Here is a 23,934-nt window from a genome sequence, read left to right as displayed (position 1 = left end):
TGTGGATAAGGTTCTGACCTTCAAGCGTGGCCGCGTGCCGCTACTGATCAGCATGCCCCATGCCGGCCTGAAACTGACACCGGCCGTGGAAGCCGCTCTGGTGGACGAAGCCCTGAGCCTGCCTGATACCGACTGGCACATTCCGCGCCTTTACGACTTCACCGAAGAACTGGGCGCCAGTACGCTGGCCGCCGAATACTCCCGCTTCGTCATCGACCTGAACCGGCCTGCGGACGACAAGCCGCTGTATGCGGGAGCGACCACCGGGTTGTTTCCCTCGATCCTGTTCGACGGCGCGCCGCTGTTCAAACACGACAAAACGCCGAGCGCCGCAGAACGGGCGACCTATCTTCAGCAGATCTGGGCGCCCTATCACCGCACGCTTGAGCAGGAACTGGCGCGCCTGCGCGACGAGTTCGGCTACGCGTTGTTATTCGACGCGCATTCGATTCGCGGACATGTCCCGCACCTGTTCGATGGCCGGCTGCCGGATTTCAACCTGGGAACGTTCAACGGAGCCAGTTGCGACGCGCAGCTGGCTCACCGACTGGAAGCGGTGTGTGCGGCGGCCAGTCAGTACAGCCATGTGCTGAACGGCCGTTTCAAGGGCGGCCACATCACCCGTCATTACGGCGACCCCGCCAACAACATCCACGCGGTACAGCTGGAACTGGCGCAATCGACCTACATGGATGAGTTCGTGCCCTTCCACTACCGGCCCGATCTGGCGGAGCCGACCCAAGTGGTGCTCAGAAAGCTGCTGGAAACGTTCATTGGCTGGGGGCAGGAACGATTCGGCCGTTAGTTTCATTTCCGGTTACTTTTTGAGCAACCGCAACCCATTGAACACCACCAGCAGGCTTACGCCCATATCGGCGAATACAGCCATCCACATGGTTGCCATGCCTGCGAAGGTGATGCCGATGAACAGCACTTTGGTGACCAGCGCCAAGGCGATGTTCTGCTTCAGCACCGCCGATGTCCGGCGTGACAGGCGGATGAAGGTGGGGATCTTGCGCAGGTCGTCATCCATCAGCGCCACATCGGCGGTCTCGATGGCGGTATCGGAGCCGGCAGCCGCCATCGCAAAGCCGATCTCGGCACGGGCCAGCGCCGGTGCGTCGTTGATGCCGTCGCCGACCATGCCGACGCGGTGGTTCCCGGCATACAGCGCTTCGATAGCGCCCAGTTTGTCAGCCGGCAACAAGTTGCCCTGCGCCTGATCGATACCGACCTGCTCGGCGATCGCCTTGGCGGTGTGTGGGTTGTCGCCGGTCAGCATCAAGGTCTTGATGCCCAGGTCATGCAACTGCGCAATGGCTTCGCGACTGGTGTCCTTGACCGTGTCGGCCACCGCGAACAGCGCCAGCGGACCGGTCTCGCCCAGGAGCAGCACCACGCTCTTGCCCTGCATTTCCAGCGCGTCGAGTCGCGATTCCAGCGCCGGCGAGCACAGCTTGAGTTCTTCGACCAGGCGATGATTGCCCAGATGGTAAAGCCGCCCGTCGACCTCGCCCTTCACGCCTCGGCCACCCAGAGCCTCAAATGCAGTGACCTCGTGCAGGTTCACACTTGCATCCACGGCCTTGGCGATGGCTTGGGATACCGGGTGATCAGAACGCGCCGCCAGGCTGGCGGCAATGATCGCAGCGCTGTCGGCCATTGCCGGATCGAGCAACACAAAATCGGTCTGCACCGGCTTGCCGTGGGTCAGCGTGCCGGTTTTGTCGAGGGCCAGGTAATCCAGCTTCTCGCCCATTTCCAGGTAGACGCCGCCCTTGATCAGGATGCCTTTGCGCGCCGCAGCCGCCAGACCGCTGACGATGGTCACCGGCGTGGAGATCACCAACGCACATGGGCATGCCACCACCAGCAGCACCAGTGCGCGGTAGATCCAGTCGAACCATGCGCCGCCGAAGAACAGTGGCGCAATGACCGCCACCGCCAGCGCCACCAGAAACACCACCGGTGTGTAGATACGCGAAAAGCTGTCGACGAAGCGTTGGGTGGGTGCCCGCGCGCCTTGGGCCGCTTCCACGGCATGGATGATTCGCGCCAGGGTCGAGTTGCCGGCCGCCGCCGTGACTCGGTACTCCAGCGAACCGGCCTGATTGATGGTGCCTGCGAATACCTTGTCGCCTTCGGCCTTTTCCACCGGCAGGCTTTCCCCGGTGATCGGCGCCTGATCGACGGTCGAGTTGCCTGTCACCACTTCGCCATCCAGACCGATCCGCTCGCCGGGCCTGATCCGCACCATGGCGCCCAGTTCGACGGCACGCGCTTCAGTCTCGATCCAGGTGCCGTCGGCCTGCCGCACGGTGGCCATTTCAGGCGTCAGTTGCATCAGACCGCTGATGGCATTGCGCGCGCGATCCAACGACTTGGCTTCGATCAGCTCGGCTACGGTGAACAGGAACATCACCATGGCCGCTTCCGGCCACTGACCGATCAGCACCGCGCCGGTCACCGCAATGCTCATCAAAGCATTGATGTTGAGATTGAAGTTCTTGAGAGCGATCCAGCCTTTCTTGTAGGTGCTCAGCCCGCAACTCAGGATCGAGACAATCGCCAGCAGCGCTACGACCCAGGTCGGGCCGAGGGAAGCGAAATGTACAAGCTCTGCACCCAGTGCAGCGATGCCGGATAGCGCCAGCGGCCACCAGTGCTTCTTCACTGCAGGGGCGGGCGCACTGTCAGCCGCTGCGCCGTCTTCCACCGGATCAGCCTGCATGCCCAGCGAACCAATGGCTTCGCGAATCGGGTCGGTGGAGGGCAGGTCGTGCCAGACGCCCAGCAGGCGGTTGATCAGGTTGAATTCCAGTTTCTGCACGCCCGGCAGCTTGCCCAGTTTGTTCTGGATCAAGGTCTGTTCGGTGGGGCAGTCCATCGCCTCGATGCGGAACCGGCTGAGCTGCGCGCCAGCCGTCGGCGCGTCCGCGAAGCTGACCACCTCAGGTGCTGCCTTGCCGGAACAGCAGGAATGCTCATGCACAGACGGCGCATGCCCGTGGCCGTCGTGGTCGTGTTGCTCGGTGATGTTGGTGAACTGGCTCATCGCACCCTCCTGGATTGTGCCTGTTGCCAAGTGAACACCCTGTAGCCACTATAGGGTCAAGTGTTGACTCGTAAGGAATGCAAATGAAGATCGGGGAACTGGCCAGACTTACGGACGCACAGGTGGAAACCATCCGTTATTACGAACGCGAAGGCCTGCTGCCCGCGCCCGCCCGCACCGAAGGCAACTACCGGACCTATACCCAGGCCCACGTCGAGCGGCTTTCGTTCATCCGCAACTGCCGCAGCCTGGACATGACGCTGGAAGAGATCCGCAGCCTGCTTCACCTGCGCGACAGTCCGCAGGATCAGTGCGAAAGCGTCAATGCGCTGATCGACGAACACATCGAGCACGTCAACGCTCGGGTGGCGAGCCTGCAAGCGCTGCAACAGCAGCTGCTGGACTTGCGTCGCCGCTGCGGCGATGGCACGGCGGATCAGTGTGGGATACTGGAGCGGCTGGAAGTGACCGGTGCGGTCGCCACGCCCGAAGGCGAACCGTCCCATGTGGGCCGCAGCCATGGGCATTGAAACGCCGCTTTGATAAATTGCCCGGCGCTGACCGCAAGTCATGCGTTTTCCCTGAATTGACCCCGAGTAACCCATGCCGAAAAAACCTGGAAGGCCCGCCAAGTCCGAGTCCTGCCTGCCGGGCCAGAAGGCGGCACTGACGCTGATCGATGTCGCCAAGGTTGCCGGCGTCTCGCCGATCACGGTGTCGCGGGCCTTGCATCGGCCTGAAGTGGTGACCGAAGACACCCGTCGCAAGGTGCTCGAAGCCGTACGCAAGACCGGTTACGTGTCCAACATGCAGGCCGGCAGCCTGGCGAGCAACAAGAGCCGTCTGGTGGCGATCTTTCTGCCGACCATCGCCAACTCGATCTTTGCCGACACGGTTCAGGCACTCATGGACCGGCTGACCGAAGCCGGTTACCAGACGCTGCTGGGCCTGACTGGCTACTCTGCCGAGCAGGAAGAGAAACTGCTTGAAGCTGTGCTCGGCCGCAGACCCGACGGCATCGTGCTGACTGGCACACTGCACACCGAAGCCAGCCGCTTGCGCCTGGCGCAGTCGGGCATTCCGGTGGTGGAAGCCTGGGACCTGAGCGACAACCCGCTCGACATGCTGATCGGCTTTTCCCACGAGAAAGTCGGCGAAGCCATCGCGCAACACTTGCTGGCCAAGGGATACAAACGTTTTTCAGTCATTACCCTGGGCGATCCACGCGGCCTGCGTCGCAGCCACAGCCTGATCGCCGAACTGGCGCGCAACGGCATCCTCGACGTTCCGCTGCAAATCATGACGCCACCGGCCACGCTCAAGACCGGCCGCGACGGGCTTTGTCTACTGCTTGATCAAGCTGCTGCACCGCAAGTGGTGATCTGCAGTTCCGATACCATCGCCCAAGGCGTTTTGGCGGAAGCTGCCAGTCGCGGCCTGAAAATCCCGAAAGACCTTGCGGTAATGGGCTTCGGCGATTTGACTAGCGCGGCCCAGGTCTATCCCGCCTTGTCGACGGTAAGGGTAGACGGCCAGGCCATCGGCCAACGCGTTGCACAGGCGCTGCTGGATCGATTCAGGAACCCCGTTGACGCGGACGATCCCGTGCGGGTCGATACCGGGTTCAGCATGGTTGACCGCGAAACGACCTGAAAATCGACAGCAAAAACTGATCAACGGCGCATTGAATGATTGCGCAATCAGAGTAGTATCCAGCGTCAGGAGCATGGCCCCTAACCCACTCCTGAATTTTTTGAGCGCGAATGATTGCGCAATCAAGACAAGTAATCATTGCCCGCAGGAGTCATGCGCTACCGGTAGTCCCCGCGTCATCACACAATAAGGAAGATAAGAAAGTGACCCAATCTCCAGCGTCGGTAGCCAGGACCAACGTCCGCTACGTCATCCTTGCGATGATCTTCATCGTGACCGTTTTCAACTATGTGGATCGCGCCACGTTATCTATTGCCGCGCCGTCCATGCGCGTGGATCTGGGGTTCGACGCGGTGACGATGGGCATAGCCTTCTCAGCCTTCGGCTGGGCGTACACCAGCATGCAGATTCCCGGTGGCATCATTCTTGACCGATTCGGCTCGCGTCTGGTGTTGGGTTGCAGCCTGATCATCTGGTCGGCACTGACTTTTCTGCAGGGCTATGTCGACATGTTCACATCGGCCTTTCTGGTGCTGTTCGTGCTGCGCTTCCTGATGGGTGTGGCCGAGTCTCCGGCATTTCCGGCCAACAACCGGCTCACGGTCATGTGGTTTCCCCGCCATGAACGCGGCCTGGCGACGGCGATTTTTCAGTCGGCCCAGTACTTCGCGCTTGCCGCCTTCACGCCCATCATGGTGTTGCTGCTCAACAGCTTCGGCTGGCAGCACGTGTTTTTCTGGACCGGCGCGGCGGGCATTCTGGTCGGTCTGCTGTGGTTCCGAATGGTGCATGAGCCGCGCAAGGACAAGCGGGTCAATGCTGCCGAGATCGACTACATCGAGGCGGGCGGCGGTTTGCCGAACATGGGCGACACCAAGACACCATTCAGTTGGCAGCGGGTCCGCGCCATTGGCGGCAACCGAATGATGGCAGGCATCTACCTGGGTCAGTTCTGCCTGACGTCGATCACCTGGTTTTTCCTCACCTGGTTTCCCACCTATCTGGTCGAAGCCAAGGGCATGACCATGCTCAAGGTGGGTCTGGTGGCCGCGATTCCGCCTATCGCCGGCTGCCTGGGCGGGATGATCGGCGGCGTGTGGTCGGACTGGATGCTCAAGAAAGGGTTCAGCCTGACCGCCGCCCGCAAGACGCCGATCATCTGCGGCCTGCTGCTCTCCAGCTCGATCATCGTCGCCAACTACACGCAGTCCATCACACTGGTCATTCTGGTGATGTCGGTCGCCTTCTTCGCCAAAGGCGTCGGCAATCTGGGTTGGTGCATCGTGGGTGATGTCTCGCCCAAGCAGGCCATGGGCATCAGCGGCGCCATGTTCAATTTCTGCGGCAACATCGCCAGCATCGTGACGCCTATCGCTATTGGCCTGCTGGTCAATAACGGCTCCTTCGATTCTGCACTGACTTACGTTGCCGCGATGGGTCTGCTTGGCGCATTCGCCTACCTGTTCATCGTCGGCCCGCTCAAACGCATGGAGCTCGACGAGCCTATCGCTCAGCCGCAGGTGAGCAACGAACAGGCCGAGCCGCACACGCGCTGAATCCACATCCGTTATCCACAGTCTTATATCCAGATAAGGAGAGCACCATGCTCACCCAACAACAAGATCGTCCCTCTTCCGATAACGACCGCATTGCCTGGGTCAAGGTCTCTTCAGTGTTCCTGCCACTGGCCAATCCGATCAGCGATGCGAAGGTGTTGACCGGTCGGCAGAAGCCCATGACCGAGATCGCCATGCTGTTCGTCGAGATCGAAACCGTCGACGGCCATAGCGGTCTGGGGTTCAGTTACTCGAAACGTGCAGGCGGGCCAGGTCAGTTCGCGCATGCCAAGGAAATCGCACCCGCGCTGATCGGCGAGAACCCCAGCGACATCAGCAAACTGTGGACCAAGCTGTGCTGGGCCGGCGCCTCGGTGGGCCGCAGCGGTTTGTCGACCCAGGCCATCGGTGCGTTTGACGTTGCGTTATGGGACTTGAAAGCCAAACGGGCCAATCTTTCCCTGGCGAGGCTATTGGGTAGCCAGCGAGACTCGGTTCGTTGCTACAACACCTCGGGCGGTTTCTTACATACGCCGCTGGATCAGCTGATGAAAAATACCGACCTTTCGCGGGAGAAAGGCATCGGCGGCATCAAGCTCAAGGTCGGTCAGCCGGATTGTGCCGTGGATATCCAGCGCGTCAGCACAGTGCGCAAGCACTTGGGCGAGAACTTCCCGCTCATGGTCGACGCCAACCAGCAGTGGGATCGTCCGACCGCGCAGCGCATGTGCCGGCAGTTCGAGGCGTACAACCTGGTGTGGATCGAAGAGCCGCTGGATTGCTACGACGCCGAAGGCCACGCAGCTCTGGCGCAGCAATTCGATACGCCGATTGCGACCGGTGAAATGCTCACCAGCGTTGCCGAGCATGCAGAGTTCATCAAACTGCGCGGCGCTGATTACCTGATGCCGGATGCGCCGCGGGTTGGCGGGATCACGCCGTTTCTGAAAGTGGCCGCCATGGCCGAGCAGGCCGGCGTGATGCTGGCGCCGCACTTTGCAATGGAGCTGCATGTGCACCTTGCCGCCACCTACCCGACCGAGCCTTGGGTCGAGCATTTCGAGTGGCTGGAGCCACTGTTCAACGAACGCCTGGAAACCCGCGACGGCCGCATGCTGGTGCCGACGCGCCCAGGGCTGGGCCTGTCCCTGAGCGATCAGGTCAAACCGTGGACCGCGCAGGAAGTGGAGATCGGCACAAGGCCGTAATCTGCGTTACGACAGGACGGGCCTGTTCGCCAGCAAGCTGGCGCGCAGCGGCAGCAATAATTACACCGCCATTGGCGCGGTCATCGCCGGGTGGTGCTGATAGCCTTCCAGAGAGAAATCAGACGGCTCGATCAGTTCCAGCCACTCCGGCTGGTACACGCCGGTCTTGGCGAATTCCGGCACGCGGTCGGAGATCACCAGTTTGGGCATCGGATACGGCTCGCGGGTCATCTGCTCGTTGAGCATGTCCAGATGGTTTTCATACACATGGGCATCGCCGATGAAGTAGGTAAACCAGCGCGGCGTGTAGCCGGTCAGGCGCCCGATCAGGCTCAGCAGGGCCGCACCTTCGGTCAGGTTGAACGGCGTGCCCAGACCCAGGTCATTCGAGCGAATGTACAGCGTCAGGGAAATCTCGCGGGTCTGCGGATTCGGATGCAGCTGATACAGCAGATGGCACGGCGGCAAGGCCATTTCATCCAGCTGCGCGCAGTTCCAGCCGTGGAACAGAATACGCCGGCTGCCTGGATCGTTGATGATGGTGTCCACACACTGGCGGATCTGGTCGATGGCCTTGTACAGCACCACGAACGCTTCGCCATCCTCTTCGGACTCGGCGATCTGGCGATAACCCTGGCCCAGCGCCAGTTCGATGGCTGCCGTATTGCTGGAAAGGATGCGCTTGTAGGCCGGCCACTTGCGCCACTGCACGCCGTAGATTTCGCCCAGATCGTCCTCACCCTTGCGGAACGGGTTGTTCAACCATTGGGTGTTTTCGTTGGCGTTCTGGTCCCAGACCTTGCAGCCCAGTTCGCGAAACTCGGCTGCGTTGTTCGCGCCGCGCAGAAAGCCGACCATCTCACCGATGGCGGATTTGAAGGCCATGCGTCGCGTTGTGATCGCCGGAAAACCTTCCTGCAGGTCATACCGCAGCATCGCGCCGGGGAAACTGATGGTGTTCACGCCGGTACGGTTGGCCTGCAAGGTCCCGTGCTTGATCACATGGGCGACGAGTTCCAGATATTGCTTCATAAATCACCTGCATCGTTGAACCGCCGGGCATTCACCCGGCGCTTCAGTGTTAGATCGCTGCCTTGCCGGCAACCGGAGCGCGCTTGTAAGCCAGCCAGATCAGGAACAGGCCGGCGATGATCATCGGCAGGCTGAGAATCTGGCCCATGGTGACCCAGCCCCATGCCAGGTAACCGAGCTGCGCATCCGGCACGCGGACGAACTCGACCACGAAACGGAAAATCCCGTAGAACAGCGCGAACATGCCGGAAACCGCCATGGTCGGGCGCGGTTTGCGCGCATACAGGTTGAGAATGATGAACAGCGCGACGCCTTCCAGCGCGAACTGGTACAGCTGCGACGGATGACGCGCCAGCTGCGCGGGGTCGCTGAACGGCGGGAAGACCATGGCCCACGGCACGTCCGTCGCCTTGCCCCACAACTCGGCATTGATGAAGTTGCCGATGCGCCCGGCGCCCAGGCCGATCGGCACCAGCGGCGCGACAAAGTCCATCAGCTGGAAGAAGCTCTTGCCATTGCGCTTGCCGAACCACCAGGCCGCGACCATCACGCCAACGAAACCGCCGTGGAAGGCCATGCCCCCTTTCCATACTTCGAAGATCAGCAACGGGTTGGCAAGGTAGTTGGACAGGTCATAAAACAGCACGTAGCCCAGGCGACCACCGACGATCACGCCCATGGCCAGCCAGAAGATCAGGTCGGACAGCTTTTCCTTGGTCCAGGTCGGATCGAAACCGTTCAGGCGACGCGACGCCAGCAACCAGGCGCCGCCGATGCCGACCAGGTACATCAACCCGTACCAGTGGATTTGCAGCGGGCCGATAGCAACCGCTACCGGGTCAATCTGCGGGTAAGGCAGCATTGCGACTCCTCAATTGGAACGCTCAACGGAGCGATTTGGAACTCAGGCTGCAGACTATGCGCGGGCAAGCGCGCAATCTGCCAGCGCACAATCATGAAATTTTCTTGCGTTGTCGGGCATCGATACCCGGACGCTTCGCCGGTCGCGCATGTTACCGGAGCGAGGCTTGATGCTCTAGCAGCGCGCGATGGATGTGCAGCCGTTGTCTGCGTAGAGTGGCTGAAAAAAGGAGTAGCCCATGTGCCTGATCGTCTTTGCCTGGCGCCCGTCCGACCCACGGCCGCTGATCGTGGCGGCCAACCGTGACGAATTCTATGCCCGTCCGACTCTGGCACTGGCGCAATGGCCCGACGCGCCGCAGATCTACGCCGGCCGCGATCTGGAAGCGGGCGGCAGCTGGATGGGGATCAGCGCGAACGGGCGTTTCGCGGCGCTGACCAATATCCGCGACCCCAACCAGTCAATCGGCCTGCGCTCCAGGGGCGAGCTGGTTGCCCGATACCTGAACGGTGGCCGTTCGCTTGAAGACTTCCTCGCCGAAACCGCGAGCCGGGCCGCTGAATACACAGGGTTCAATCTATTGGTGGGTGATGCCCAGCACCTGTATTACCTCAGTTCGGTAGAACCGCTGCCGATCCGGCTCGAATCAGGCGTCTACGGCGTATCCAACGCAGGGCTTAACACACCGTGGCCCAAGCTGCTCAAAGCCAGAACCGCATTGTCCGCACAGCTGGACGACCCGCAGCCTGCAGCGCTTCTGCAATTGCTGCATGACCCGACGCCCGCTGCGCAAGCCGACCTGCCCAACACCGGCGTCGGCCTGGCAACCGAAACGCTGCTATCGAGCGTGTTCATCGCCAGCCCGCACTACGGCACCCGCGCCAGCACCGTACTGATCGTCAATGCCGACGGCAGCCGACAGATGATCGAGCACAGCTTCGGGCCGTATGGCGCGCGGTTGGGGGAAGTGGAGTTGAAGCTCTGAGCAAGGCGTTCCCACGCGAACGTGGGAACGAGTACGGCGACGACTAGACGCTGGAGACTTTCTGCCAGACCTTGGGCTTGAAGAACAGCGTCTCGCCCCGCGCCAGCCCGGCAAGGCTGTCGTGATCCTTGACCACTTCGGCCTCGATCAGATCGCTCTGACCTTCGACCTTCAAGGTGATCCGGGTCGTGGCGCCCAGCGGACGAATGTCCCGCACCTCAGCGGCGTGGTGATCTTCCAGCTCCTGACGCGACAGCGATACTTCATGCGGACGGAACAGCACATGGTTGTCCTCGCCCAGGCTCAGACGGTTCGAATCGCCGAGGAAGTGGTAGACGAAGTCGCTGGCCGGGTTTTCATAGACGTCACCCGGCGAGCCGATCTGCTCGATCACGCCCTTGTTCATCACCACAATGCGGTCGGCCACTTCCATGGCTTCTTCCTGGTCGTGGGTCACGAACACGGACGTCAGGTTGATGTCTTCGTGCAAGCGCGCCAGCCAGCGGCGCAGCTCCTTGCGGACCTTGGCATCCAGCGCGCCGAACGGCTCATCCAGCAACAGCACCTTGGGTTCTACCGCCAGGGCACGGGCCAGCGCGATACGCTGGCGCTGGCCGCCGGACAGCTGCTCGGGGTAGCGGTCTGCCAGCCAGTCCAGCTGAACCATGTTCAGCAGCTCGTGGACTTTCTCGGCAATCCGGGTCTCGTTCGGGCGCTGGTTCTTGGGCTTCATGCGCAGGCCGAAAGCGACATTATCGAACACCGTCATGTGGCGGAACAGCGCGTAGTGCTGGAAGACGAACCCGACGTTGCGGTCGCGCACGTCGTGGCCGGAGACGTCTTCACCATGGAATACGATGCTGCCGGCGTCCGGGGTTTCCAGGCCGGCGATGATACGCAGCAAGGTGGTCTTGCCGCAGCCTGACGGGCCGAGCAAGGCCACCAGCTCGCCGCTGTGGATATCCAGGTTGATGCTGTTCAGCGCCTTGAAGGCGTTGAAATTCTTGCTGACATTACGGACTTCGATCGACATGAATTATTCCTCCGCCGCGCTTTGGCGCAGACGGTTAATGCGGGATTCGCTCCACTGCTTGAGCAGCAGGATGAACAGCGCCAGGATCAGCAACAGGCTTGCCACGGCAAAGGCCGCCACGTGGTTGTACTCGTTGTAGAGGATTTCGACGTGCAGCGGCAGGGTATTGGTAACGCCGCGGATGTGGCCGGACACCACCGACACCGCGCCGAACTCACCCATCGCCCGGGCGGTACACAGCACCACGCCGTAGATCAGGCCCCATTTGATGTTCGGCACGGTCACATGCCAGAACATCTGCCAGCCGTTGGCGCCCAGCAGCCGCGCCGCTTCTTCCTCTTGCGTGCCCTGCTCCTGCATCAGCGGGATCAGCTCACGGGCCACGAACGGTACGGTGACGAAGATGGTCGCCAGCACGATGCCCGGCAACGCAAACACGATCTGGATGTCGTGATCCTGCAACCACGGCCCGAACAGGCCCTGCGCGCCAAACATCAGCACGTAGACCAGACCGGCGATGACCGGCGAGACCGAGAACGGCAGGTCGATCAGGGTCACCAGGATGCTCTTGCCGCGAAACGAGTACTTGCTCACGCACCAGGCGGCACTCACCCCGAACACCAGGTTGAGCGGCACCGAAATCAGCACGGCGATGACCGTGAGTTTCAAGGCGGACAAGGCATCGGGTTCAAGAATTGCCGACATGAAGGCGCCCAGGCCGTTCTTCAGACCCTGGGACACCACGATAAACAGGGGAAGGCCCAGGAACAGGGCGAAAATCACCCAGCCAAGACCGATCAATACACGACGCGCTACTGCATTGCCACGACGAGCGTCGTTGGCCGAGACAGCGGCACTTACCGATGAACCAGACATGCTCGCCTCCTCAGGCCGGGGTTTCGATGCGACGCTGCAACAAGTTGATCAGCAGCAGCAGAATGAAGGACACCACCAGCATCATCACGCCGATGGCGGTGGCCCCGGTGTAGTCGTACTGGTCGAGCTTGACCATGATCAACAGCGGCAGGATTTCAGTCTTCATCGGCATGTTGCCGGCGATGAAGATCACCGAACCGTACTCGCCGACGCCACGGGCAAACGCCAGGGCGAAGCCGGTCAGCCAGGCAGGCAGCAAGGCCGGCACCAGAATGTGGCGAAACACCTGCAACGGGCGAGCGCCCAGGCAAGCGGCGGCTTCCTCGACTTCACGCGGGATGTCGGCCAGCACCGGCTGCACCGTGCGCACCACGAACGGCATGGTCACGAAGGTCAGCGCCAGGGTAATGCCCAGCGGGGTATAGGCGATCTTGAAGCCCAGGTCGGTGGCGAACTGCCCGACCAGGCCGTTCGGCGCGTACAGCGCAGTCAGGGCGATACCGGCTACGGCCGTCGGCAGCGCGAACGGCAGATCGATCATCGCATCGATGATCTTGCGACCGGGAAAGGTGTAGCGCACCAATACCCAGGCCAGTAGCGTGCCGATCACACCATTGATGAGGGCCGCAAAGAACGCGGTGCCGAAACTCAGTTTCAGGGCGGCGACCACCCGCGGGGCGGTGATGATGGTCCAGAACTGATCCCAGGTCAGCTGCGCGGCATGCACGAACATGGCCGCCAGCGGGATGAGCACAATCAGACTGAGGTACACCAAGGTGTAGCCCAGCGTCAGCCCGAAGCCGGGTATGACGGGGGAGATACGACGTGACATAGAGAACCCTGGTTTTACTTACGTCAAAGCCCGGACATAAGCCCGGGCCACTAGACCAGATGGAAACGCCGCGCCAGGCGGCGTCATCCGCAGGTTACTGCGCCTGGTAGATCTGGTCGAACACACCGCCGTCGTTGAAGAATTTCGGTTGGGCAGTTTTCCAGCCGCCGAAGTCTTTGTCGATAGTCAGCAGGTTCAGTTTGGGGAACTGTTTTTCGTACTTGGCAGCGATTTCGGCGTCACGCGGACGGTAGAAGTTCTTCGCCGCGATTTCCTGGCCCTGCTTGCTGTACAGGTGCTTGAGGTATTCGGTCGCGACTTCGGTATTGCCCTTCTTCTCGGCATTCTTGTCGACTACCGCGACAGGAGGCTCCGCCAGGATCGACAGCGAAGGTACGACGATGTCGAACTTATCCGCGCCGCCGTCTTCTTTCAACGCCAGGAACGCTTCGTTTTCCCATGCCAGCAGCACATCACCCTGGCCGTTGTTGACAAAAGTGATGGTCGAACCACGAGCGCCGGTGTCCAGGATCGGCACATGCTTGAACAGCTCCTTCACGTACTCCTGCGCTTTGGCATCGCTGCCGCCGCTCTTCAGACCATAGCCATAGGCGGCCAGGAAGTTCCAGCGCGCACCGCCGCTGGTTTTCGGGTTTGGTGTGATGACCGAAACGTCTTTCTTGATCAGGTCGCCCCAGTCCTTGATGCCTTTGGGGTTGCCCTTGCGCACCAGGAACACGATGGTCGAGGTATACGGCGTGCTGGCTTCCGGCAGGCGGGTCTGCCAGTTTTCAGGCAGGGTTTTGCCGAGCTTGGCGATTTCGTCGATGTCACCGGCCAGGGCCAGGGTCACGACGTCGGCCCGCAGGCCATCGATCACGCCGCGGGCCTGCTTGCCCGAACCGCCGTGGGATTGCTTGATGGTAACGGTGTCGTCCGGATGCGCCTTTTTCCAATGGCTGGCGAATTCAGCGTTGTATTCCTGATACAGCTCGCGCGTCGGGTCATACGACACGTTGAGCAACTCGTAATCCTTGGCTACGGCGGAACCTGCGAAAACCGCACTGGCCAGTGCAGCCAGAGCAAAACGACGAATCGACATGGGTAAAGCTCCTGGGAATTCTATGTGTTGGCTTTATGATTTTTCTTCGCGCGTCAGTGCCGCGTTCGACAGAGTGCGCTGCTGTACAGCGGTGTATCAGGAGTCAAGGTGAAGCCCTCCGGTTAACCAGTCGGGTGAAGCGTCAGTTGGGCTTGGTGCCCGAGTTCTGCAAACGAAACTTTTCCTTGCGCTCGATCTGCACCACCTGAGCGTTGTGCACGGTGATTTCGACGGCGCCAAAACGCAGGTCACGCAACGCACTCTGAATCTCACGCAGAATCGCTGCTTCGTCCTGACCGTCAACACTACGTAGAGATGCGCTCATAATCGTATTCCTTGAAATTTGAGAGGCCTGCCATCGCGACTGGGGAGCGATGAGCGTGGGCGGTGAGGAGATATTAGAGACACAGAGATATTCTTAAAAAGACTATTTAAGAATGCAGATATAACTAAATTGAATTAACGGGGAATTGCCCGTGGGAGCGGACTTGTCCGCGAAGACACCAGTACAGCCAATGCATCGGTTGCGCCTGTACCTATGTATTCGCGGACAAGCGGAGCGCCGCCCGGTCTGTTCCTACGATCAAGATGGGATGATCTGGAAATCCGGCGCGCTGCACCAATCGATCTGTTCGGCGGGCATCGGCCGGGCAAACCAGTAGCCTTGGCCCAGTTGGCAGCCGTTCTCCAGCAGGAATCTCGCCTGATCCGCCTGCTCGATGCCTTCGGCCAGCACTCGCATGTTCATGCTGCGCGCCAGCGCGATGATCACCCGCACAATCGAGATATCGTCTTCACCACCGGGCAGCCCGGCAACAAAGCCCTGATCGATCTTGAGCTTTTGCACCGGCATGCGCTTGAGCCGCAGGAGCGACGAATACCCCGTGCCGAAATCATCGATGGCCAGGCTCAGCCCCAGCGCACGCAGCCTGTGCATTTGCTCGATGGCTTGTTCGGGATCGTCCATGACCGCACTTTCGGTGACTTCCAGTTCCAGAAAGGAAGGGTCCAGACCACTGTGCAAAAGGGCTTCGGCTACCCGGCAGTGCAGATCGCCGTGGGTGAACAGGCGGCTGGATACGTTCACAGCAACGAAGGAAATCTGCACACCTGCCGCCAGCCAGCTACGCATCTGTCGGCAGGCCGTGTTCAATACCCAGGCGTCGATATCGGCGATCAGCCCGCTCTGCTCGGCAATGGGGATGAATTCGGCCGGCGACACCATCCCGCGCTGCGGATGCTGCCAGCGCACCAACGCTTCGACGCCTGTGATGCGCCGGGTATTCAAGTCATGGATCGGCTGATAGAAAACCCGCAGTTCCTGCTGGTCGATGGCGCGGCGCAGTTCGCTGGCCAGTTCGACACGCTGCTGCGCATGGGCAGTGAGTTCCTCGGTATACAGCGCGTAGCCTTCACGCCCGTCACTCTTGGCCTTGAACAGCGCGGAATCGGCGTTGCGCAGCAGTTGCAGCGCTGACTGCGCATCGCCGGGAAACAGGCTGATGCCGATACTCGCGGTGATGAACAGCTGATGCCCGTCCAGCAGAAACGGCTTTCTGAACGCATCGACCATGCGTTGCGCCAAGGCTGCGGCCTGCACTGCCTGCTGGCAGTTCTTGACCAACAACCCGTACTCATCGCCGCCCAGCCGCGCCAGGGTCATGTCACCGTCGAACAAGCTTTTGAGACGATCCGCCACCGCCTTGAGCACGTCGTCGCCCACCGTATGACCAAGGCTGTCGTTGATGTTCTTGAAATGGTCCAGGTCGATCAGCAACAGAGCGCAACCGCGCTTGCTCGACCGGGCAGACGTCAGCGCCTGGGCTGTGCGGTCGGTGAACAACAAACGATTCGGAAGCTGGGTCAGCGCGTCGTAATGAGTCAGCTGTACCAGTTCCTGCTCAGAGCGCTTGATCGCCGTCAGGTCCGAGAACACGGCAACATAATGCTTGAGCTGGCCGGTGTCGTCCTTGATCCCGCGAATGCTTTGCCACTGCGGATAAACCTCGCCGCTCTTGCGTCGATTCCAGATTTCTCCGCTCCATTCCCCGACGCTGAGTATCGAGCGATACATGTGCCGGTAGAATTCCGGGCCGTGGCGGCCGGACTTGAACTTGCTGGGATTGAAACCCAGCACTTCCTCGGGCTGGTAGCCGGTGATTTCAACGAAAGCGCGATTGACGTGGGTGATGTTGCCGCCGGCATCGCTGACCAGCACGCCCTCGCGTGTGCTGTCGAAGACCGCTGCGGCCAGACGCACACGGTCATGATCCTCCGGCTGCCGTGGCGGCTGTTCCCGGACACGGACAGAAGCCGGCACCCGACTGCGCACCATGTAGATCATCACCGTACTGAACAGCACCCAGCCCAGACCATTCATCCGGTTCCAGAATGCCAAACGGGTGGGGTCCTCGATGAAATAGGGCAACAGAACGCCGCTTGCCGTCAGCCAGAAAATCGATAGCGTGCCGTACCAGAGCGCCGTCCGAAGCGCATCACGAGATGTATCTGTCATAAGAAAACGAAAAGCCTTACGAAAAGAACGGATTATAAATCAAGAAACATCCTGCGACGCTTATCTGCCTGCGTGACTGGTTTTCTGTGCAGGCTCAGAGATAATGCGCCCTGTTACATTTTTCTTCATGACACGAGTGTCTTCTCGAGGGCCCAACAGCCTATGTGGTACAACGGTTTGCTCGACCTTTCCGTCTGGCAGGTAATAGCAGTTACGCTGGCGATGACCCACGTGACCATCGTCGGTGTGACGGTTTATCTTCATCGTTACTCGGCGCACCGCTCCCTGGAACTCAATGCAGGGCTCAAACACTTTTTCCGTTTCTGGCTGTGGCTGACCACGGCGCAGAACACTCGCGAGTGGACCGCAATCCACCGCAAGCATCACGCAAAATGCGAGACCGTCGACGACCCGCACAGCCCGGTCGTCAAAGGTTTGTCCACAGTGCTTCGCAAAGGTGCCGAGTTGTACCGTGAAGAGGCGCAGAACCAGGACACCCTGCGTATCTACGGCAAGAACTGCCCCGAAGACTGGATCGAGCGCAACCTGTACTCGCGTTACAAGCTGCTGGGTATCGCCCTGATGGCGGTCATCGACGTTGCGCTGTTCGGCGCCATCGGCATCACCGTCTGGGCGGTGCAGATGATGTGGATTCCATTCTGGGCCGCCGGCGTGGTCAACGGGCTCGGCCACGCGGTCGGCTACCGGAATTTTGAATGCCGCGATGCGGCGACCAATCTGGTGCCATGGGGCATCGTGATCGGTGGTGAAGAGCTGCATAACAACCACCACACTTACCCCAACTCGGCCAAGCTGTCGGTCAAGCCATGGGAGTTCGACATGGGCTGGGCCTGGATCAAGGCGTTCAGTTTCCTGGGTCTGGCCAAGGTGCAGCGCGTCGCGCCTATCGCCCATCGGGTCGAGGGCAAGGGCAGCATGGACATGGACACGGCCATGGCGATCCTCAACAACCGCTTCCAGATCATGGCGCAGTACCGCAAGCTGGTGATCGCGCCGCTGGTTGCCCAGGAACTGTCCAAGGCCGATGCGTCGGTGCGCCATCAGTTCCACCGCGCCAAACGCCTGCTTTCCCGTGAAACCAGCCTGCTGGAAGATCAGCATCACGCGCGCATCCAGACCATGCTGGAGCATAGCCAGGCGCTGAAAGTGATCTACGAAAAACGCCTGGCGTTGCAGCAGATCTGGGTCAAGACCAGCAGCAACGGCCACGACATGCTGTCGGCCATCAAGGAATGGGTTCATGAAGCCGAAGCCAGCGGTATCCAGTCGCTGCGCGACTTTGCCAGCCAGCTGAAAACCTACTCGCTGCGCCCCGCGCACGCCTGACGCCGTTAATCAGCGCGCCCTTCAAGGGCGCGCCTGATCCGGAACTTCCCTCCGTAATTCCTATCTCATCAGCTTACCCATGATCGTTTGGGGGATGTCGGCATGTGCCGCACGTCGTTGAGATCCGGCTTATGGACAAACACACAGCAACCCCGCCTGTTACCCCTATAACCGAGATGCCCGCCGCTGCGGAAACGTTGCTCGCGCTCATGCATGCGCAGGCGGAAGTCGCGCGACTGAGCGAGCGCGAACAGCTGTTCAGTTCCTTGCTGGTCAGCGTCAATGCGGTGTTGTGGGCCTTCGACTGGGAAACCCAGCGCATGGTCTATGTCAGCCCCGCATATGAGCGCATTTTCGGGCGCTCGGCCGGTTTGCTGCTGGCCGACTACAGCGAATGGCGCGACAGCATCTACCCGGACGATCTGAACTATGCAGAGCGCAGCCTCAGCGAAGTGATCGAAAAGGGCTCCATCGAGGATCGCGAATACCGCATCATTCGCGCCGATGGTGAAGTGCGCTGGCTGAGCGACAAGTGTTTCGTCAGCCATCGCTCCGATGCGAGCCAGCGCCTGATCGTGGTCGGCATCGCCGAAGACATCACCGAGAAGAAGCAGCTGGAAGACGAACTCCAGCGCCTGGCGACCACCGATGTGCTGACCCAGAGCAGCAACCGCCGGCACTTCTTCGAATGCGCCCAGCGTGAATTCGAACTGGCGCGCCTCAACGGCACACCGCTGGCGTTCCTGCTGCTGGATATCGATGACTTCAAACTGGTGAACGACACCTACGGTCACCAGGAAGGCGACACGGTGTTGCAGCGCATTGCCGAAAGCGGCCGTTCGGCGCTGCGTCGTGGCGATCTGTTCGGGCGTATCGGCGGTGAGGAATTCGCAGCAGTCTTCCCCGGCTGCGCTCCGGAAATGGCCATGCAGATTGCCGAGCGTCTGCAACGCGAGATTCAGCGTCAGCAATTCCAGTGCGGGACGGTCAGTTTCGGAATTACCGCAAGCCTGGGCCTGACCAACCTGGGCAAGGACGATTCCAGCCTTGAAGCCCTTTACGCCCGCGCCGACGGCGCCATGTATCAGGCCAAGCGCCAGGGCAAGAACCAGATAGTGCTGGTGTGAAACCCGACACGCTATTTCGGTAGGAGCCAGCTTGCTGGCGAGAGCTTCACGACGCGGTGGTTGGCCTGATTCGTTGCCACTATGCGGCAAATCGCGAGAAAGCTCGGTCCTACGGCTTCGGGGCCGGCACCGCTTCTTCGACTTGCTGGACTTCGGCGGGCGGTTCGGGCGCCAGGTCGAGTAGATCGGGCTCGTCCGGCGTTTCAGGCTCAGGCACTATCGGCGCCAGCAGGCTGGGGTCGGTGACTCCGGTAAGCTTCTTGCGCAGCCGCTGCAAGTCACCAACGCTCAGTTTCAGCAGCTTGGCGGATTTGGTCTTGATCAGCGTAGTGACGCTTTCTTCCTCCCCCAGCCGCGCCATTTGCCCGGCCAGGTTCATGGCCAGCACTTCGCGGGTGAAGACCCCGGTGTTGTACTGGTACACCGCCGCGATCAGCTCCCGCAGCTCCAGAGGCAGGCGCCAGCGAGTGCGCAGCGCCGAGCCGTAGGCTGCTGAATATTGATCGAGCGCCTGATCGATCACGGTTTCGTTCAACTCGCCACCGGCCAGCAACCATTCCTGCAGGCATCCCAACACCGCCAGATCGCCCAGCGACTGCAACAACCCTGCGCAGAAGCAGCGTTCGACATCCAGTTCCAGCATGCCGGCCAGTATGCGGGCGTATTCGGCGGTGCGTTGTGACATTGCCCAGAACTGATGAGCCTTGCCCAGCAACACATCGTCGGTGAGTGCTGCCATGCGCTTTTTCGAAAGCCCCGAAGCAATGGTTGCAGCTTGAGCCGCGCCGAGCACTGCAAGCGCGCCGCCCAGCGTTGTTACGGGTTTGCCCAAGTGCTGGGCCGCGGTGTTGGCCGATGCGATGAGCACGGCGGTGATATGGGGATCGCTGCGCAGTTCCTGCTCCAGCAACACAGCATCGACACCCGCCACGCCCTGGCTCAGTTTCAGTGCCGTGGAGACATCAACGAACAGCGGTGCGCCATCGGCCACCTCGCGCCGCTTGTCCATGAATTTGGTCAGGGTCAGGCCCGGGGTGAGGGCCGGTATTTCCCCTGGAACAGGCGCACGGCGCTCCAGCAACAAACCTTCCAGGCGCTGGCGCAGGCCCTCGGTGTTCAGGGGTTTGGTGAGGTAAGCAGTCGGCGCGAGGGGTAGCACTTCGCGAACACTGGCGCTGTCGCTGCGACTGCTGATCAGGATAAAGGGTGTCGCAGGTTGCCGACGCAGATTACGCACGCCACGCAGCAGGCTCAGGCCGTCAATGCCGGGTAATTCGCGGGCAGCGATGACCAGGTCGGGGATCTGCTTCTTGATACACTCGACAGCCTGTTTGCCGTCGGTACACATCTGCAGTTCGACATCGGCACGCACGCCCAGGACCAGATCACTGAGCGTTTCGCGAACCCAAGGATCGGATTCCGCGATCAAGACGCGCGGTATGGCAGGTAAAGCTACAGCTGTCATCAGGGCTCTCCGACATCGATGCGTTTACCTTAGCCAATGCCTTCGTCCGGATATAGCCAAAACCCCGAAATACCCCCATTCAAACGAAAAAAACCCGTCGAAACGGGTTTTTTTCGGGCATTTGGTCACAAATTAATCAATTCGTGACCCTGCGGTTTTCAGCCGATTTCAGCGAAACACTCGTCCAGAATCGCCAGGCCTTTATCCAGCAATGCGTCTTCGGCGGTCAATGGCACCAGCACGCGCAGGACATTGCCATACGTACCGCACGATAGCAGGATCAGCCCCTTGTCACGGGCCTTGGCGACCACTTGGGCCACTGCCGCCGCGTTGGGCTTGTGCGAGTCGCCGCCTTCGAACAGCTCGACAGCGATCATTGCGCCCAGTGCCCGCACATCACCGATCACCGGATGCCTGGCTTGAATCGCCTTGAGGCCCGAGACCAGACGCTCGCCAACCGCTTTGCAGCGGTCGAGCAGGTGCTCTTCTTCAAAGACTTCCAGCACCGCCAGCGCAGCCGCACAGGCAACCGGGCTACCGGCGTACGTGCCGCCCAGGCCGCCCGGCGCGATGGCATCCATGTATTCGGTCTTGCCGCAGACGCCGGCCAGCGGGAAGCCGCCGGCAATGGACTTGGCAAAGGTGGTCAGGTCTGGTGCGACGCCCATCTGTTCCATGGCGAAGAACGTACCGGTACGGCCGGCGCCGGTCTGCACTTCGTCAGCGATCAGCAGGATACCGTGCTTGTCGCACAGCTCGCGCAGCCGCAGCATGAACGCCTTCGGCGCAACGTAGAAACCGCCCTCGCCCTGAACCGGCTCGATGATGATCGCAGCGATGTCTTTCGGCTCGGCGTCGTTCTTGAAGATGCGCTCGATGCTGGCAATGGAATCGTCAACGCTCACGCCATGCAGCTCGCACGGGTACAGCGCGCGGAAGATGCCGCCCGGCATCAGGCCCATGCCGGCCGAGTAAGGCACGACCTTACCGGTCAGGCCCAGGGTCATCATGGTGCGGCCGTGATAAGCGCCGGTGAAGGCGATCACGCCGGCGCGGCCAGTGGCGGCACGAGCAATCTTGACGGCGTTTTCCACAGCTTCCGAGCCGGTGGTGACCAGCAGGGTCTTCTTGTCGAAGTCGCCGGGCACCTTGGCATTGATTTTCTCGCACAGCTCGACATACGGCTCGTAGGCCAGCACCTGGAAGCAGGTGTGCGTCAGCTTGGTCAGCTGCTCTTGCACGGCCGCGATGATTTTCGGGTGCAGGTGGCCGGTGTTGAGCACCGCGATGCCGCCGGCGAAGTCGATGAATTCACGACCTTCAACGTCAGTCACGGTGGAGTTCTTCGCCGAGGCAGCGAAGATCGGGTGGATCTGGCCGACGCCACGTGGCACGGCTGCCTGGCGGCGTTGCATCAGGGATTCGTTGGTATTGCTCATGTTTTCCTCATTCGCCGCTCATCGGTCGGCGTAGTTCAAGGATCAAGCGGCCTGGGTCAACTGCAACAGCATACGATGATCGACTGCTGCAGCTTCAGGCCACCAAGAAGTTGCGGGTGCTGCAAAAAACCGATGACACGTCGCTCTCGCGCGCCATCGGCTGCAACACCTCTGCATCAGGCTGAGCGAATCAGACCGACAGGCAGAGGTATTTGATTTCCAGATAATCTTCGATCCCGTACTTGGAGCCTTCACGGCCCAGGCCCGAGGACTTGATGCCGCCGAACGGCGCGACTTCATTGGAGATCAGGCCGGTGTTGATGCCGACCATGCCGTACTCCAGCGCTTCAGCAACGCGGAACACACGGCTCATGTTCTGAGCATAGAAGTACGAGGCCAGACCGAACTCGGTGTCATTGGCCATCGCGATCACTTCTTCTTCATCCTTGAAGCGGAACAGCGGCGCCAGCGGGCCGAAGGTCTCTTCACGGGCCACGGCAGCGTCCTTGGTCACGTTGACCAGAATGGTCGGCTCGAAGAAGTTGCCTTCGATGGTGTTGCCGCCGGAGAGCACTTTTGCGCCCTTGCTGACTGCGTCGGCGATGTGTTCCTTGACCTTGGCGACCGCTTTTTCGTCGATCAGCGGGCCGGTGGTGGTGCCCTCGTCCATGCCGTTGCCGATCTTGAGCTTGGCGACCGCCGCTTTCAGCTTCTCGGCGAATGCGTCGTAGACCGCGTCCTGCACGTAGATGCGGTTGGCACAGACGCAGGTCTGGCCGTTGTTGCGGTACTTGGAAATGATCGCGCCTTCGACCGCCTTGTCCAGGTCGGCATCGTCGAACACGATGAAGGGCGCGTTGCCACCCAGCTCCAGCGAGACTTTCTTGATGTCATTGGCGCATTCGGCCATCAACTGACGACCGATTTCGGTCGAACCGGTGAACGACAGCTTGCGCACGATCGGGTTGCCGGTCAGCTCGCCGCCGACTTCGCCGGCGCTGCCGGTCACGACGCTGAATACGCCTGCGGGAATACCGGCGCGCTCGGCCAGTTCAGCCAGTGCCAGCGCCGAGTAAGGGGTCTGCGAAGCGGGCTTGAGCACCATGGTGCAGCCGGCAGCCAGTGCCGGGCCGGCCTTGCGGGTGATCATCGCGGCCGGGAAGTTCCACGGGGTAATGGCGGCGGTTACACCAATCGGCTGCTTGAGCACGATCAGGCGCTTGTCCGGCTGGTGGCCTGGAATCACGTCGCCGTAGACGCGCTTGGCTTCCTCGGCGAACCATTCGATGAAGGAGGCCGCATAAGTGATTTCACCCTTGGCTTCGGCCAGCGGCTTGCCCTGTTCCAGGGTCATCAGCTGGGCCAGGTCGTCCTGGTTCTCGATCATCAGTTCGAACCAGCGGCGCAGCTTGTTGCCGCGTTCCTTGGCGGTCAGCGCACGCCACGCCGGCAACGCCTTGTCGGCCGCTTCGATGGCACGACGGGTTTCAGCCGCGCCCATCTTTGGGACGCTGCCGAGGATCTCGTTGGTTGCAGGGTTATTGACCTTGATCGACTGACCACCGTCCGCATCCAGCCACTGACCATTGATATAGGCTTGCTGGCGGAACAATCTGGAATCTTTGAGCTGCATGTCGGCCTCCTAAACAGCACCGCGCTTGGGCGGAGCGAACTATTGGTTTCGATGACCCTGTTTGGAGGCCACCGCCAGGAAAACACGCTCATCGCAAATAGCGGAACCCGAACATGAGCGTTTGAAATGTCAAACGAATCCTAGGGACTGCGGGGATAAAGGACAAGAGGCCGTTCGAAAAAAAGAACGCTCTGACGCCGATTGACTGGATTAT

Annotated in this window: 20 protein-coding genes; 8 read left to right on the top strand and 12 right to left on the bottom strand. The window is 60.9% G+C overall.

Going from position 1 to position 23,934, the window contains the following annotated elements:
* The first annotated feature begins 1 nt into the window (after window position 1).
* Entirely contained in the window at window positions 2–805 is an 804-nt protein-coding gene (gene hutG / locus EGJ27_RS05995; protein ID WP_125829811.1) for an N-formylglutamate deformylase, read from the top strand.
* Window positions 806–817: 12 nt separating this feature from the next.
* On the opposite strand, the gene EGJ27_RS05990 is transcribed toward hutG, so the two are convergent.
* Window positions 818–3,055, bottom strand: coding sequence for a heavy metal translocating P-type ATPase (locus EGJ27_RS05990; RefSeq protein WP_125829810.1), 2,238 nt, complete (start codon window positions 3,053–3,055; stop codon window positions 818–820).
* An 83-nt stretch (window positions 3,056–3,138) separates the two neighbouring features.
* On the opposite strand from EGJ27_RS05990, the gene cadR reads away from it, so the two are divergent.
* From cadR to EGJ27_RS05970, 4 genes are all read left to right on the top strand, one after another.
* Window positions 3,139–3,585: a Cd(II)/Pb(II)-responsive transcriptional regulator gene (gene cadR / locus EGJ27_RS05985; RefSeq protein WP_125829809.1), complete on the top strand. Its 447-nt coding sequence runs from the start codon at window positions 3,139–3,141 to the stop codon at window positions 3,583–3,585.
* 73 nt (window positions 3,586–3,658) lie between these two features.
* Entirely contained in the window at window positions 3,659–4,708 is a 1,050-nt protein-coding gene (locus tag EGJ27_RS05980) for a LacI family DNA-binding transcriptional regulator (protein WP_125829808.1), read from the top strand.
* Between the two features lie 260 nt (window positions 4,709–4,968).
* The gene (locus tag EGJ27_RS05975; protein ID WP_125830107.1) at window positions 4,969–6,264 is read left to right on the top strand and encodes an MFS transporter; all 1,296 of its coding nucleotides are present in this window, start codon (window positions 4,969–4,971) and stop codon (window positions 6,262–6,264) included.
* A 47-nt stretch (window positions 6,265–6,311) separates the two neighbouring features.
* On the top strand, window positions 6,312–7,472 hold the full coding sequence (locus EGJ27_RS05970) for a mandelate racemase/muconate lactonizing enzyme family protein (RefSeq protein WP_125829807.1): 1,161 nt from the start codon (window positions 6,312–6,314) through the stop codon (window positions 7,470–7,472).
* A gap of 60 nt (window positions 7,473–7,532) precedes the next feature.
* Here the strand turns inward: EGJ27_RS05970 and EGJ27_RS05965 are convergent, their stop codons facing one another.
* Both EGJ27_RS05965 and lgt read right to left on the bottom strand, forming a co-directional pair.
* Window positions 7,533–8,504 carry a thymidylate synthase gene (locus EGJ27_RS05965; protein ID WP_125829806.1) on the bottom strand — a complete coding sequence of 324 codons (972 nt, stop codon included), beginning with the start codon at window positions 8,502–8,504 and terminating at the stop codon, window positions 7,533–7,535.
* A gap of 49 nt (window positions 8,505–8,553) precedes the next feature.
* The gene (gene lgt, locus EGJ27_RS05960; protein ID WP_125829805.1) at window positions 8,554–9,366 is read right to left on the bottom strand and encodes a prolipoprotein diacylglyceryl transferase; all 813 of its coding nucleotides are present in this window, start codon (window positions 9,364–9,366) and stop codon (window positions 8,554–8,556) included.
* A gap of 238 nt (window positions 9,367–9,604) precedes the next feature.
* On the opposite strand from lgt, the gene EGJ27_RS05955 reads away from it, so the two are divergent.
* Entirely contained in the window at window positions 9,605–10,351 is a 747-nt protein-coding gene (locus EGJ27_RS05955) for an NRDE family protein (RefSeq protein ID WP_125829804.1), read from the top strand.
* A gap of 43 nt (window positions 10,352–10,394) precedes the next feature.
* Here EGJ27_RS05955 and EGJ27_RS05950 read toward each other — a convergent pair whose 3' ends face one another.
* The 6 genes from EGJ27_RS05950 to dibA all read right to left on the bottom strand — a co-directional run bounded on the left by EGJ27_RS05950 (window position 10,395) and on the right by dibA (window position 16,709).
* Entirely contained in the window at window positions 10,395–11,384 is a 990-nt protein-coding gene (locus tag EGJ27_RS05950; protein ID WP_125829803.1) for a sulfate/molybdate ABC transporter ATP-binding protein, read from the bottom strand.
* A gap of 3 nt (window positions 11,385–11,387) precedes the next feature.
* Complete coding sequence (cysW, locus tag EGJ27_RS05945) at window positions 11,388–12,260, bottom strand: sulfate ABC transporter permease subunit CysW (protein WP_125829802.1); 873 nt, start codon at window positions 12,258–12,260, stop codon at window positions 11,388–11,390.
* A gap of 10 nt (window positions 12,261–12,270) precedes the next feature.
* On the bottom strand, window positions 12,271–13,092 hold the full coding sequence (cysT, locus tag EGJ27_RS05940) for a sulfate ABC transporter permease subunit CysT (RefSeq protein ID WP_125829801.1): 822 nt from the start codon (window positions 13,090–13,092) through the stop codon (window positions 12,271–12,273).
* Between the two features lie 94 nt (window positions 13,093–13,186).
* Window positions 13,187–14,194, bottom strand: a complete 1,008-nt coding sequence (locus EGJ27_RS05935; RefSeq protein ID WP_125829800.1) for a sulfate ABC transporter substrate-binding protein — start codon at window positions 14,192–14,194, stop codon at window positions 13,187–13,189.
* Between the two features lie 142 nt (window positions 14,195–14,336).
* Complete coding sequence (gene oscA, locus EGJ27_RS05930; protein ID WP_056841250.1) at window positions 14,337–14,519, bottom strand: sulfur starvation response protein OscA; 183 nt, start codon at window positions 14,517–14,519, stop codon at window positions 14,337–14,339.
* A 258-nt stretch (window positions 14,520–14,777) separates the two neighbouring features.
* Entirely contained in the window at window positions 14,778–16,709 is a 1,932-nt protein-coding gene (dibA, locus tag EGJ27_RS05925; protein ID WP_125829799.1) for a phosphodiesterase DibA, read from the bottom strand.
* A gap of 162 nt (window positions 16,710–16,871) precedes the next feature.
* On the opposite strand from dibA, the gene desA reads away from it, so the two are divergent.
* Together desA and EGJ27_RS05915 are read left to right on the top strand one after the other, a co-directional pair.
* On the top strand, window positions 16,872–18,056 hold the full coding sequence (gene desA / locus EGJ27_RS05920) for a delta-9 fatty acid desaturase DesA (protein ID WP_125829798.1): 1,185 nt from the start codon (window positions 16,872–16,874) through the stop codon (window positions 18,054–18,056).
* A 131-nt stretch (window positions 18,057–18,187) separates the two neighbouring features.
* Entirely contained in the window at window positions 18,188–19,183 is a 996-nt protein-coding gene (locus tag EGJ27_RS05915; protein WP_125829797.1) for a sensor domain-containing diguanylate cyclase, read from the top strand.
* 109 nt (window positions 19,184–19,292) lie between these two features.
* Here EGJ27_RS05915 and EGJ27_RS05910 read toward each other — a convergent pair whose 3' ends face one another.
* From EGJ27_RS05910 to gabD, 3 genes are all read right to left on the bottom strand, one after another.
* Window positions 19,293–20,648, bottom strand: a complete 1,356-nt coding sequence (locus tag EGJ27_RS05910; protein ID WP_125829796.1) for an HDOD domain-containing protein — start codon at window positions 20,646–20,648, stop codon at window positions 19,293–19,295.
* A gap of 158 nt (window positions 20,649–20,806) precedes the next feature.
* The gene (gabT, locus tag EGJ27_RS05900; RefSeq protein ID WP_125829795.1) at window positions 20,807–22,087 is read right to left on the bottom strand and encodes a 4-aminobutyrate--2-oxoglutarate transaminase; all 1,281 of its coding nucleotides are present in this window, start codon (window positions 22,085–22,087) and stop codon (window positions 20,807–20,809) included.
* Window positions 22,088–22,277: 190 nt separating this feature from the next.
* Window positions 22,278–23,720 (bottom strand): NADP-dependent succinate-semialdehyde dehydrogenase, encoded by a 1,443-nt coding sequence (gabD, locus tag EGJ27_RS05895; RefSeq protein ID WP_125829794.1) that lies wholly within the window; start codon window positions 23,718–23,720, stop codon window positions 22,278–22,280.
* Window positions 23,721–23,934 lie beyond the last annotated feature (214 nt).

The sequence above is a fragment of the Pseudomonas sp. v388 genome (genome assembly GCF_003935425.1).
Lineage (GTDB): Bacteria > Pseudomonadota > Gammaproteobacteria > Pseudomonadales > Pseudomonadaceae > Aquipseudomonas.
This window is presented reverse-complemented; position numbering and strand designations above follow the sequence as displayed.